Origin of the sequence: Lacrimispora sp., from assembly GCF_032078915.1 — a bacterium.
Classification (GTDB): Bacteria; Bacillota; Clostridia; order Lachnospirales; family Lachnospiraceae; genus Lacrimispora.
On record NZ_DAMAUN010000004.1, the window covers coordinates 112,596 to 125,472 of the forward strand.

Annotated in this window: 14 protein-coding genes and 1 other annotated feature; of the genes, 5 read left to right on the plus strand and 9 right to left on the minus strand. The window is 42.2% G+C overall.

Features of this window, described 5'->3' with window-relative positions:
• Positions 1 to 83: 83 nt before the first annotated feature.
• The 3 genes from RT269_RS03115 to RT269_RS03125 all read right to left on the minus strand — a co-directional run bounded on the left by RT269_RS03115 (position 84) and on the right by RT269_RS03125 (position 4,270).
• Positions 84 to 1,814 carry an ABC transporter ATP-binding protein gene (locus RT269_RS03115; protein WP_313180531.1) on the minus strand — a complete coding sequence of 577 codons (1,731 nt, stop codon included), beginning with the start codon at positions 1,812 to 1,814 and terminating at the stop codon, positions 84 to 86.
• A complete protein-coding gene (locus RT269_RS03120) occupies positions 1,811 to 3,565 on the minus strand; it encodes an ABC transporter ATP-binding protein (RefSeq protein ID WP_313180532.1) in 1,755 nt (584 codons plus the stop codon). Before RT269_RS03120 ends, RT269_RS03115 begins: the two co-directional genes overlap by 4 nt.
• 84 nt (positions 3,566 to 3,649) lie before the next feature.
• Positions 3,650 to 4,270: a TetR/AcrR family transcriptional regulator gene (locus RT269_RS03125; protein ID WP_313180533.1), complete on the minus strand. Its 621-nt coding sequence runs from the start codon at positions 4,268 to 4,270 to the stop codon at positions 3,650 to 3,652.
• A gap of 274 nt (positions 4,271 to 4,544) precedes the next feature.
• Between RT269_RS03125 and RT269_RS03130 the strand changes: the two genes are divergently transcribed.
• From RT269_RS03130 to RT269_RS03150, 5 genes are all read left to right on the plus strand, one after another.
• Positions 4,545 to 5,684, plus strand: a complete 1,140-nt coding sequence (locus RT269_RS03130; RefSeq protein WP_313180534.1) for a FecCD family ABC transporter permease — start codon at positions 4,545 to 4,547, stop codon at positions 5,682 to 5,684.
• A 12-nt stretch (positions 5,685 to 5,696) separates the two neighbouring features.
• Positions 5,697 to 6,461 (plus strand): ABC transporter ATP-binding protein, encoded by a 765-nt coding sequence (locus RT269_RS03135; RefSeq protein ID WP_313180535.1) that lies wholly within the window; start codon positions 5,697 to 5,699, stop codon positions 6,459 to 6,461.
• Positions 6,462 to 6,493: 32 nt separating this feature from the next.
• The gene (locus RT269_RS03140; protein WP_313180536.1) at positions 6,494 to 7,558 is read left to right on the plus strand and encodes an ABC transporter substrate-binding protein; all 1,065 of its coding nucleotides are present in this window, start codon (positions 6,494 to 6,496) and stop codon (positions 7,556 to 7,558) included.
• 14 nt (positions 7,559 to 7,572) lie between these two features.
• Complete coding sequence (locus tag RT269_RS03145) at positions 7,573 to 8,280, plus strand: alpha/beta hydrolase-fold protein (protein ID WP_313180537.1); 708 nt, start codon at positions 7,573 to 7,575, stop codon at positions 8,278 to 8,280.
• A 108-nt stretch (positions 8,281 to 8,388) separates the two neighbouring features.
• Positions 8,389 to 9,180 carry a helix-turn-helix transcriptional regulator gene (locus RT269_RS03150; protein ID WP_313180538.1) on the plus strand — a complete coding sequence of 264 codons (792 nt, stop codon included), beginning with the start codon at positions 8,389 to 8,391 and terminating at the stop codon, positions 9,178 to 9,180.
• Positions 9,181 to 9,247: 67 nt separating this feature from the next.
• On the opposite strand, the gene RT269_RS03155 is transcribed toward RT269_RS03150, so the two are convergent.
• The 6 genes from RT269_RS03155 to nusG all read right to left on the minus strand — a co-directional run bounded on the left by RT269_RS03155 (position 9,248) and on the right by nusG (position 12,877).
• Positions 9,248 to 9,451: a cold-shock protein gene (locus RT269_RS03155; RefSeq protein ID WP_025231175.1), complete on the minus strand. Its 204-nt coding sequence runs from the start codon at positions 9,449 to 9,451 to the stop codon at positions 9,248 to 9,250.
• Positions 9,452 to 9,707: 256 nt separating this feature from the next.
• Positions 9,708 to 10,079 (minus strand): 50S ribosomal protein L7/L12, encoded by a 372-nt coding sequence (gene rplL / locus RT269_RS03160; protein ID WP_013271148.1) that lies wholly within the window; start codon positions 10,077 to 10,079, stop codon positions 9,708 to 9,710.
• Positions 10,080 to 10,195: 116 nt separating this feature from the next.
• Positions 10,196 to 10,699, minus strand: a complete 504-nt coding sequence (gene rplJ / locus RT269_RS03165; protein WP_313180539.1) for a 50S ribosomal protein L10 — start codon at positions 10,697 to 10,699, stop codon at positions 10,196 to 10,198.
• A 59-nt stretch (positions 10,700 to 10,758) separates the two neighbouring features.
• Positions 10,759 to 10,902: a sequence feature (ribosomal protein L10 leader region), on the minus strand.
• Between the two features lie 40 nt (positions 10,903 to 10,942).
• Positions 10,943 to 11,638: a 50S ribosomal protein L1 gene (gene rplA, locus RT269_RS03170; RefSeq protein ID WP_313180540.1), complete on the minus strand. Its 696-nt coding sequence runs from the start codon at positions 11,636 to 11,638 to the stop codon at positions 10,943 to 10,945.
• A 199-nt stretch (positions 11,639 to 11,837) separates the two neighbouring features.
• The gene (gene rplK / locus RT269_RS03175) at positions 11,838 to 12,266 is read right to left on the minus strand and encodes a 50S ribosomal protein L11 (protein ID WP_312427814.1); all 429 of its coding nucleotides are present in this window, start codon (positions 12,264 to 12,266) and stop codon (positions 11,838 to 11,840) included.
• 95 nt (positions 12,267 to 12,361) lie between these two features.
• Entirely contained in the window at positions 12,362 to 12,877 is a 516-nt protein-coding gene (nusG, locus tag RT269_RS03180) for a transcription termination/antitermination protein NusG (protein ID WP_313180541.1), read from the minus strand.

Below are 12,877 nucleotides of genomic sequence, written 5' to 3' on the forward strand. Positions count from 1 at the left end.
TTTTCATACAAGATATGGGGATTCACCAAGCAACCAAAAACCATATCTTGTTGAAATTTTTCATTTTGAGACAGCCCCATTTCTTAGATGTTCCAGGAAACAGCCTGTTTTCTTTCTCCCACAAAGCGTTTATAGATACCGTCCTGTTCCATCAGCTCCTCATGATTTCCCTTTTGAACAATTTTTCCTCCATCTACCACAAGGATCTGATCCGCATTGCGGACTGTTTTTAAGCGGTGCGCTATCATAATAATCGTTTTATTTCTTGTCAATTCTTCAAAGGCTTTCTGTAAATGTACTTCATTCTCTGGATCTACATTGGCTGTCGCCTCATCAAAAATGATAATTGGTGCATCCTTTAAGATAGCTCTTGCAATGGATATTCTCTGCCTTTCGCCTCCTGAAAGGGCAAAGCCCTTATCTCCAATCTCGGTATCATACCCTTCCGGAAGGCTACAGATAAACTCATGACAGCATGCTTTTTTCGCTGCTTCGATGACTTCTTCCCTGGTCGCATTTTGTCTTCCAAAGCGAATATTATTTTCAATGGTATCCTGAAAAAGATATACGTTTTGAAATACCATGCTGATCTGTTCCATCAATGATTCCAGCGTATAAGTTTTCACATTAATTCCGCCAATTTTAATCTCACCGCTGTCCACATCCCAGAATCTGGAGATCAAATTACAAATTGTTGATTTTCCAGAACCGCTTGGTCCAATGATGGCAGTCGTTGTCTTGTCTTTGATTTGAAGGTTCAAGTCCTTTAGAATTTGCCGCTTCTCATAAGAAAAATCCACATGTTCAAATATGATCTCATGATTGTCTGGCTTTATAATCTGTCCTTTTTCATCCATGAAAGGCACATCATCCATCTGATTGGCCTGCTCAATAGAGCTTCCACAGATACGAAGAACCGCAACTCCGTGTCCGGCAGATTCAATCTGTTCAAAGATAATAAAAGAAACCACAATAAACATCAGGGAATAAGTAAGCTCCATGGTTCCCTTAAAATAGAAAAACAATGCTGCCCCCATCATGATAACACTGAATATTCTCAGTATCCCTTCCTGCATAATCGTATACGGCGTAATCAGCTGCTCCATTGCCAGATTTGTGATTTTACTGTTTTCAATCGCCTGATCGACTTTTTTGTTATCCATTCTTGTAAGATTAAAAGACTTTACGATTCCCATTCCCTGAATGGTTTCTAACATATTCTCTACAAGCACAGCCTGTGCTTTCTGTCTCTTTGGTGCCGTATTCCTGGACTTCTTCTCCATAGCGGATGTAATCAAACAATATAAAAGAACCCCGGCCGCTGTAATCAATCCCATTCTCCAGTCAAAAACCAGCATATAAACCGTAAATACGATCGTAGTAATAAAACCGCCCAGCGTCACTACCATAACCATGGGGGCAGTGGTTTCCACATCGCCAAGAACTGTGGTGCAGATCCCAGTGATATTTCCAAGGCTGCTCTGGTTAAAAAATCCCATGGGTATTAATTTCATCTTATTGCCGATATAAACTCTTTTATTTGCAGCCATAAAATATCCTGCATGTGTCTGTTGAAGCTGAGAAAAATAATTTGTGGCAGTTTTACCTGCTATGCTTACAACCATTAGCCCTAATACATACCATATGGTTGCTTTATCCGCTTCTTTTTCTACCAGCGCCTGAATGGTAAGAAAAATCGCTCCGATCTGCAGCATATGGAAAATTGCATTGATAAACCCTATGATTATAGAATTTCGAATGTTTTTTTGTTCCTCTCCCGCGAATCTCCATATTTTACGAAAAATTTCTATCATTCCTTATCCCCGTCCTTTACTCCGATATGTGCATTCCACATATTCTGATATAATTCCGATTTCTGCAATAACTGTTCATGAGTTCCGGTGGCACTGATTCTTCCCTGATCCACTAAAAGAATCTGATCTGCACCAACGATCGTCGATAAACGGTGTGCAATGATAATCAGCGTTTTCCCCTGCACCAGTTTGGAAATTGCCCTTTGAAGGACGGCTTCATTCTCCGGGTCTATATAAGCAGTAGCCTCATCCAATATGACAATTGGTGCATCTTTTAACATTGCTCTTGCAATGGCGATTCTCTGCCGTTCGCCGCCGGACAGGTGAGTTCCTCCTCCTCCGCCTACTCTGGTTTCATATCCATGTTCCAGTTTTCGGATAAATGCATCACAGCCTGCCCTTTTTGCCACTTCTTCCACCTCTTTATCCGTAGCATTTTCTTTCCCCATTCGGATATTTTCCCGGATGGTATCGTCAAAAAGGAAATTATCCTGAGAGACATAGGCAATCTGGTCGGCTATCTGTGCCAGCGGAATTTCACTGATTTCCTTTCCACCGATTCTGATACTTCCTTTTTCAATATCCCAAAAACCTGCAATCAGTTTTGTAATCGTTGATTTTCCACCTCCACTTGGTCCAACAAAGGCATTTACTGTGCCCTGACGGATTTTTAGTGTGACATCTGTTAGGATATTCCCTTTTTCTTTTTCATAAGCAAAGGAAACATGATTCATTTCAATATCCGTTCCTGACAGAAGGACTGACTCCTTTGGATGGTGCTGTTCCGGCGCATTTAATATTGTTTCTATGGATTCTATTATCGTACCTGTCTGTGCCAGCGAATCAACAAAATTAGTGGCAGCAATAATCGGTCCAACGACTCCCATGGACAAAATCATGACCATAATAAACTGTGACGCCGTAATACCGCCGCTTAGATAAAATGCCAGGCCTGCCGGTAAAACGCCCACCAAAACAGCCGGGCTGAAATTCCGGTAGCAGGCAGAGCCAAACTGGGCACTTTTCATCCAGTTATAATAAAACGATGCATTGGCATTTACCGCATCCATATATCCTGCGTAAGCTGCCTGACCCTGATTATAAGCCTTGATAACTTCAATGCCATTTACATATTCTACAATAGAATCGTTCATTTTCTTTCCAATATGAACGGATTCCTGATATTTTGCCGGATAGGATTTCATGGTAGCCATCATGAAAATCATGCCGAGAGGAAGTGTGACAATTGATAGCAGTGCCAGTCTCCAGTCAATGAAAAACAAGGCTATTAAAAGAACCAGCGGTGATAAAACATTGGAAGTCATTTCAGGTAAAAGATGGGCAAGGGTCGTTTCCATGCTCTCAATCTGGTCAACCAGTATGCTCTTCCACCTTCCAACAGACTGATTCTGTAAGGTCCCCATAGACAGCTTTGCCAGTTTATGTACACATCTGTTTCGTACTTCTGCCAATACTGCAAAGGTGGCCTTGTGGGATTGTGCAGTCGAAAAAGCAGTGAGCAGTACTTTTCCAATACTGCCTGCCAAGGCAAGGATCAGCCACGGAATACAGCTTTGCATATCTGCCGTTTGTGAAAGCAGCATAATAATTATTTTCCCCGCACACAAATATGGAATAAAACCTGCCATAACACCAATAACCGCCAGTAAAACTGCCAGTTTAAGTCTTGGATGCTCTGATTTTGCCAATGCCCATATCCGCTTTAGTGGACTTTGATTTTTTTGTTCCATAAATCCTCCTTTTGGTTAGTTTTAGCTAACCATATGTTTTAAAATAATGCGGGGATATCCCGCATTTTTCAGGCATGTGTATCCTTATTTCCAATTATAGATTTTTGCAAAACCGGCGTAATAGAATTCCCTGAGCTGTTTTGCATACAGCATACCATCTTCTCTTTTCATATCATGCCGCACCATCTCGAATATTCCGGAAAAATATGCACTGGTTACAATATGAAGAAACTCAGTTGTGATCATTTCATTTTTCAATGCATCATCCTTTGTGGCCTCCATATACTTCACCGTATATTCCATCTCAATCTCAACCAGTTGATTTACAAAATCCGAAAATTCCGTTCCCTCTGAACATTCCAGCAATAGCTTGAATACATCATAGCGGTCGTAAATGTAAGCCACTAACTTCTCAGTTTCCATTCCGCTATAATAGAACATATTTTCCTTTTGATAATCAGCATCCATTTGATGAAAAGACTCCTGCATCCCCAGAAACCATGCTTTCAATTCCACCACTACCGGATAAACCATGGCATGAAACAATCCTTCTTTGTTATGAAAACGTGTATAGATAGAACCTGTGCTGGTTCCAGCCTCCTGCGCGATGTTACGAAGGGAGGCGTCCTTGAATCCTTTATTTAAGAATTCCTTTTTTGCACATTCATACACTTTCTCATATACACCTTCAATTTGTTTTGCCATACATTTTCCTCCTATATTCAAAACAGTGTTTCATAACACTGTTTTGAATATAATACTTATTAATATGATTGTCAAGTATAAATTCTTAAACACGGTCTTTTGCACTTCTCCATACAAGGCCGGTGTTCTCTTTTAAAGCATTGATCAGGATTGGCATAGTCTAGTTTTTTAATAATAGTCCATGTCATTGAATTATTCCCCATTGTAACAGAGGATAAAATTGTGTATAATAACCCAGTAGTTAGTTGTGCCTAACAAAAGTAGGAGGCCTGTTTTGAATAAGGTAAAATTCAGTTCTGCAAATAACAAGATTACATTTGGCCAGGAAGTATTAAATAGTAAAAAAAGCAGTGCAGCAGGCAATACGGAGTTATTTCCTTTCAGGCTGGTTGTTGCACTTTTGTGCGCCGCTCTCATTTTATCAATTTTTTTAGCGCTTGGACTTGGTGCGGTACACATATCCCTTCCTGATACATATGCCATAATCATGAACCGCTTGTTTGGTATAGAGCGGCCGGGAACCGCTGAAGTTTTACGAAGCGCCAATGCCTCAATCATATGGAAGATCCGTTTCCCCAGAGTTTTGCTGGGCGTTGCCGCAGGCGCCGGTCTTGCACTGTGTGGATCAGTCATGCAGGCTACCGTGCAAAACCCTTTAGCAGAGCCATATATCTTGGGAATATCTTCCGGAGCATCATTAGGAGCCACGATTGCGGTTTTTATCGGTACTGCCATTCCGCTGGCCGGCAGCATCTCTTCCGTATCGCTGCTTGCTTTTTTGGGAGCAGCCGGAGCCACTGGTGCAGTTTTATTCCTGGCTTCTATGGGCGGACAAGCCACATCCGGCAAGCTGATTCTTTCCGGTACAATTATTAACGCCATATGTACCTCTTTTTCAAATTTTATTATTTCAGTATCCGGCGATGGCAATGGGATGCTGAGCATAAAATTCTGGACAATGGGATCCTTGACCCGGGGAAGCTGGAATAACCTTATTTTGCCAAGCTGCATTGTGGCTGCCAGCTGCATATTTTTTCTAAGCCAGTACCGGACCCTGAATACCATGCTGCTTGGTGATGAGGCGGCATCTACCCTGGGCGTAAATCTCAGCTTTTACAGAAAGCTGTATATGTCAGCGGCTGCTCTTTTAACCGGCGTATTGGTCTCTGCCTGCGGCATGATCGGCTTTGTCGGTCTGATGATTCCACACATTGCAAGAGCGGTTGTGGGGGCGGATCACCGCCGTCTGCTGCCTATTACAATTTTGATGGGAGGGATATTTCTGGTTTGGGCGGATGCACTGGCAAGAGTTATAATACCCAATGGGGAGCTTGCCATTGGAATTGTAACATCTATGATTGGTGCACCGTTCTTTGCCTATATTTTAATAAAACGGCATTACCGTTTTGGTTAGTGAGGTTTAAGCATGGATATTACTGTAAGAGATTTAAAGGTTCATTTAGCAGCAAATGAGATTTTAAAAGGCGTTTCACTGGAGGTTAAAAACGGAAAATTCATTGGTGTCTTAGGGCCCAACGGCAGTGGTAAATCGACGCTTCTAAAAACCATATACCGTATGCAAAAGGCATCCGATGGTGTTGTTATGTTTAATGATAAGCCCCTGCAAAGCTACAAGCCAAAAGCATTGGCCCGGAAAATGGCAGTTGTCGGACAGTTCAACAGTATAAATTTTGATTTGACGGTTGAAGAAATTGTTATGCTGGGGCGTTCCCCGCACCTTGGTACATTAGAAAGAGAAAAGCAAAAGGACCGTGATCTTGTGGCGGATTCTTTAGCAAAGGTAGGTATGGAGAGCTATGCCAAACGAAGCTTTTCCACTTTGTCCGGAGGAGAAAAGCAGCGGATTGTTTTGGCACGGGCGCTGGCTCAGCAACCGTCCCTTCTTATTTTGGACGAGCCCACAAACCACCTGGATATCACATATCAGCTGCAGATTCTAGGTATTATCAAAAATTTAGGTATTAATGTATTGGCTGCCCTCCATGATTTATCTTTGGCAGCACAATATTGCGATACCATCTACATTTTAAATAAAGGGGAGATTGATTCCTTTGGATCGCCAAAAAATATTATTAACCGTGAAATGGTGCGCCGCATTTATCGCGTTGATTGTAAAATAACGGAAGACAGTCAGGCCGGAATGGCAATCAGCTATTTTCCCCTTGTGTAACATGACAAATATTATAAATAAAGGAGTAAGAAATGAAAAACAATAAAATGAGAAAGAAAATGGCGGCCTTCACAGCAGGCACTATGATATTAGGAGCAATTTTAAGCGGATGCAGCCCAAAGGAGGACACCCCTCAAGATACTCCCGCCTCACAAAGTACGCCTGCTCCTTCATCAGAAGCATCACAAAGCAGCGCTGTAAATACAGTATATCCGATTACGGCAGATACTAAAGGCAGCGACTATGTCCCTGTTGGGCAGACTTATAACGAAGCGCCGGACAAAGTCGTTACAGCAAACGCCTCATCCATAGAACTGCTTTACAACTTAGGCCTTTCAGATAAGATTGCCGGTACCATTGCCATTGATAATGCACCGGGAGATGACTGGAAAGAACTGTATGATTCACTGGATATTTTAGGCGATAAAATGACCATCAGCAAAGAAGTGATTGCGGCGGCGGAACCGGATGTTATTATTGGACGCAGCGCCACGTTTGCAGAGGGAACCTTTGGTTCCATTCCGGAACTGAATGAGCTTGGAATCAATGTTTATGCACAAAAAGCAAGTGATATGAGCACAGATGTTTCCATGAAGAATATTATCGATGACGTAATTTCCCTTGGTGAAATTTTCGATGTTCAAGATAAAGCAAACGCATATGCCAAAAACCTGACAGAGCGTTTAAACACAGTTTCAGAAAAAGTGGCAGCCTCTGCCGGAGACAAAACTCTTAAAGTGCTGGTTATGGCAACTTATAAGGAAGGAACCTTTGTCGTTTTCGGTGCAAATGCAAAGCTGCAAAATGGAATGCTTTCCACATTAAATTGTGCAAATGTCATGGATAAGGGCGGCTCCAATCTTACGTTGGAAAACCTTGTAGAAGCAAATCCTGATGTTATTATCTATATTACTGCGGACCGTAATGCCCAAACTGATGCAAAGGCTGTAGAAAGTATAAAAGATGAAGAAATACTGGCATCAATACCAGCTATTGTAAACAACAGGATCATCGAAATACCCTATGACGCTTTTATGGACTACGGTGTACGCAACTTCGATACGTTGGAAGAACTTTCAGACTTCCTTTATAACTGATTAAGGGGATACAGATGCAAACAATTCATATAGCAGGGAGAGACTTAGAACTGTTGGTACCATCTGGCTTTTCTCCCGGAACAAGCAGTTGTCCGGTCGTCTATGCGCTGGATTCAGACATCATTTTCAAGGCGCTGGGAAAAATCCCGGAAGAAAAGAAATCATACCGCTTTCTTTTAGTCGGTATACCGCCCCTGGACCGGCTTTCCGAGTATACGCCCTGGCCGGCCAAAGCTCTTCATGAACGTTTTGCTGATTTCGGAGGCAAGGCAGAGGAGTATCTGGATTATTTAGGGAAGGAGCTGATTCCAGGCATTAATAAGGAGCTGTTTGGCAATGCTCTTCCCGTCAAAACGGCATTATTGGGGCACTCGCTTAGCGGACTGCTTGGGATATATTCTTTGTATAAGACAGATATCTTCGATACTGTTGTTTCAATTTCGGGCTCTTTCTGGTATCCTGAATGGACCGGATTTGTGAAAAAAAATTCTCTGGTTAACAAAAAAGCATCCGTATTTCTTTCTTCAGGAGAAGATGAAGGAAAAGATTCCCATGATATTAAAAAAAATGCTGCACAGGCAACAAAAGATACTTATGAAGCGCTCTTAAATCATTTGCCCCAGGGCAATATAGAAATGCAGTGGAACCCTTACGGTCATCATGAAAATATTCCCCTGAAGTTATCCGGGGCATTGACTTACTTAGATAAGCAGTTCCCATAACAGCATAAACACATACGAATAAAATCTATTTGGGAAACACCGCGAAAGAACCATCTGTTCTTATGCGGTGATTTCCCTATTACCGTATTGAAAGAAAGGAGGGATAAAATGGAGACTCAAACAGCTCTGAATATACTGAAACAAGCTTATCGCCTTTCTCCGTTCCGCGTTAATAATGTCATACAGTTTGTGAAGTATCCATCGGACAAGCCTACCTCTTACCAAACCATACACGGAGCATTTATCTTTCCCCTTGAGGGAGAAGCAGAGATAAGGTTTGATGATAAATGCTTTCTTGCAAAGCCGGGAACAATGGTACATGGCTGCCCGGGGTGTCAGCTTGCCTTTCATGTGTTAGGAGAGAATCCCTTTACTCATATCAATATTTATTACCATCAAATAAGCAGTAATTTACTGTTTTCCATGCCCATTGATCTTCCCGCTGTTTCTTCGGTTTTGCAGGAGCTGGCTGATACCAATGAAAAGATGGACATTCATTCCATCCTCCAAAAGCAGTTACTGTCCCGGCAAATTTTCCAGAACATTTTCTTCAACGGTGAAAAAGATAATTCTGCTGAAGATTACCGCATCGTAAAAGAACTTGTGGACTATATGGAAAATAACTGCAGAAGTGCACTGACAATGGAGGATCTGGCAAATTATATCGGGAAAAGCAAGTCACAGCTTTCCTATCTTTTTTATAAATATACACAGTGCCGGCCCATTGATTTTCTCATAGATTACAGGATTAATATGGCTGCTAAGCTTTTGCGTGAGCAGGGGTATAACGTGACCGAAGCCGCGGATGCTGTAGGATATACCGATCCGCTTCATTTCAGCCGTTTATTCAAAAAACGTACCGGCTATGCGCCAAGCCAGATACAACGGAAAAAAGGATAAAAAAAGGGCTGTTCTCATCTTAAAATGAGAACAGCCTTTAAAGCTTATATAGAAATCGAAGCTTTTCTTAAGCCATGCAAACGTTAACTGCCTGCAGACCACGGTTTCCTTCTGTTGTATCATAAGTTACTTTCTGGCCTTCTTCCAGAGTCTTGTAACCATCAGACATGATGCCGGAGAAGTGTACGAAAACTTCCTCGCCTGTTGCGTCATTTACGATGAAACCATATCCCTTAGCACCATTAAACCATTTTACTGTACCGTTGTTCATAACGTGTACCTCCTATAAAATAAAAAATATTTGATATATCGCCTGAAACAAAAAATCACATATTTTTGTAAATCATCATCCGAAAATAATGACTTACAAAAATATGTGAAATCATAACTCCATTCGATAATACACGTACATTCTAACCTGAATTTACAAAATTGTCAAGACTATTCTGCTATTTTACCCTAGAAAAGAACAGGGTTCTGTCCTTGTTTAAAAAGTACAGACCCTGTCCAAAATAATTATAATAAAATTACTTTAAAGTAACTTTAGCGCCTTCAGCCTCTAAAGAAGCCTTGATCTGCTCAGCCTCTTCCTTGGAAGCGCCAGCCTTTAATACCTTAGGAGCTCCATCAACTACGTCTTTTGCTTCCTTTAAGCCTAAGCCAGTAGCTTCACGAACAACCTTGATAACTTTAACCTTGTTAGGACCAACTTCGGTTAATTCTACGTCGAATTCAGTCTTCTCTTCTTCTGCTGCTGCAGGACCTGCTGCTGCAACTACTACGCCTGCTGCTGCAGATACACCAAATTCTTCCTCACATGCCTTTACTAATTCATTTAATTCTAATACAGATAATTCTTTGATCGCTTCGATAAATTCAGCTGTTGTTAACTTTGCCATGATAATATACCTCCGTATTTAATATGTTTTTTTAAGGAAGTTCGATTCGCCTTATCGCTCATCGAACGGCTGATTTTCTAAATCCAGGTTCGCTTCGCTTACCTTCATTAAGAATTTTATGCCTCTGCTGCTTCTCCGCCCTGAGCATCTGCAATCTGCTTGAGAACGCGGGCAATGTTTGTGATAGGAGACTGGATGCTTCCAAGCAACTTTCCAAGAAGGATATCCCTGGAAGGAATGCTGGAGATCTTCTCCATACCTTTTGCATCATAATAAGCGCCTTCTACAACGCCGCCCTTAATCTCTAAGGCCGGAGCAGTTTTTGCAAACTCAGCCAGGATTCTTGCCGGAGCTGTTGCATCTGTCTTGGAAACAGCGATAGCTGTAGGTCCTTCCAGATCAGGTTCCAGAGCCTCAAATGCTGTGCCCTGAGCCGCAAAACGGATCATTGTATTCTTATATACTTTGTAGGAAACTCCAGCCTCTCTTAATTTCTTACGAAGTGCTGTATCCTGAGCAACTGAGATACCACGGTAATCTACAACTACCGCTGCCTCAGCGCCATCAAGTAATTCTTTGATCTCGCTTACAACTGGCTGCTTTAATTCAACTTTTGCCATTATGGTTTACCTCCTGTTTAGTCTGAGCCTCCCGGTTGCCCGTAAGGCCCGCTCGTATAAACCGCAAAGAAAAACCCCTCCGCCGGATGGACGGAGAGGTCTACAATTCATTTACAAAAAATGATTCTTGTACATTCCTCGGCAGGCGTTAACACCTTATGCCTTGCGGCACCTGCTGTCTTCGGCAGTCAATACTTGCATAGTATAACATTATTTATAATTAATGTCAACCACAAAACAAAACTAGTTCATTAACTTCGCTACGTTCAGTTTTACGCCAGGTCCCATAGTGGAAGCCAGTGTAACACTCTTTAAGTAGGCGCCCTTAACTGCACTTGGTCTTGCTTTGACGATTGCATCAACAAGCGTCTGGAAGTTGTCCGCTAACTGTTCTTCTGTAAAAGAAGCTTTTCCAACTGGCACGTGGATAATATTTGTCTTATCAAGTCTGTACTCAACCTTACCAGCTTTGATATCGTTGATTGCTTTTGTTACGTCCATGGTAACAGTACCAGCTTTTGGGTTTGGCATTAAGCCCTTTGGTCCCAGGACACGTCCCAGACGGCCAACAACACCCATCATATCTGGTGTAGCAACAACTACATCAAAATCCAACCAGCCTTCGTTCTGGATCTTCGGAATCAGTTCCTCAGCTCCAACATAGTCTGCGCCTGCGGCCAGTGCTTCATCAGCTTTCGGACCCTTAGCGAAAACTAAAATACGAACAGTCTTACCTGTACCGTGGGGAAGTACAACTGCACCACGGATCTGCTGGTCTGCGTGACGTCCGTCACAACCGGTTCTGATATGAGCTTCAATGGTTTCATCAAATTTAGCACTTGCATTCTGCTTAACTAAAGAGATTGCTGCTGGTGCATCGTAGAGAACAGAACGATCTACTGTTTTAGCTGCCTCTGCGTATCTTTTTCCTCTTTTCATTCTAAATAACCTCCTAGTGGTATTGTCGGGGATTTTCCCTCCCACGTTCTTAAAACTTCATTAACTGCGATATTATAAGGAAGTTCGATTCGCCTAATGGCTCGTCGAACGGCTATTTCTCTAAATTCAAGCCGCGCTTACATTTGCTTTCATTAAGTAAATTACGCTTGCTTTCATTAAGTAAAATATGCCAGGAAAATTATGCTTCAACTACTGTGATACCCATACTTCTTGCGGTACCAGCGACCATGCTCATAGCTGCCTCAACAGATGCGGCATTTAAGTCAGGCATCTTCAGTTCAGCGATCTTCTGTAATTCAGCCTTAGTAATTGTAGCTACCTTTGTCTTATTAGGAACTGCAGATCCGGATTTGATCTTGCAGGCCTTCTTTAATAATACAGCAGCCGGTGGAGTCTTGGTTATGAAGCTGAAGCTTCTGTCAGCATAAACAGTGATAACAACCGGGATGATCAAGTCTCCCTGATCAGCTGTTCTTGCGTTGAATTCCTTTGTAAACTGTACAATGTTTACACCATGCTGTCCAAGTGCCGGACCTACAGGAGGAGCTGGTGTAGCCTTTCCTGCTGGAATCTGCAATTTGATATATCCTGTTACTTTCTTTGCCATAATAAGGCACCTCCTAAATAAATGTGGTATTGTCGGGGATTTCCCTCCCACGAGCCTATACACCGGCATACACCGGTATAAGCCGCTTTTACTTGTTACATCTTCTTTACTTCGCTGAAGTTTAATTCTACCGGGGTCTCCCGGCCGAACATCTCAACGCTCATGGTGATGGTTTTCTTACTTTCGTTGATGGACTTGATGGCACCAACCGTATCTTTCCATGCACCGGAAGTTACCACAACGGTATCTCCCACTTCAAAGCCAATGATGACCTCTTCGTTCTTGAACCCAAGTTTCTCCATCTCTTCTTCTGTCAGAGGAACCGGTTTTGATCCAGGACCTACAAAGCCTGTCACTCCACGGGTATTACGCACCACATACCATGTGTCGTCATTCATGACCATGTGAATCAGTACGTAGCCGGGAAACATCTTTTTATCCGCCTTCTTCTCAACGCCATTCTTCAGTTCAATGACGGATTCAAGCGGAACCGATACTTCCAGAATCTGATCCTGTAAGTTTCTGTTTTCGATTGTTTTCTCAATGTCAACCTTTACTTTATTCTCATAACCTGAATAGGTATGAACTACATACCACTGTGCTTCTGACAT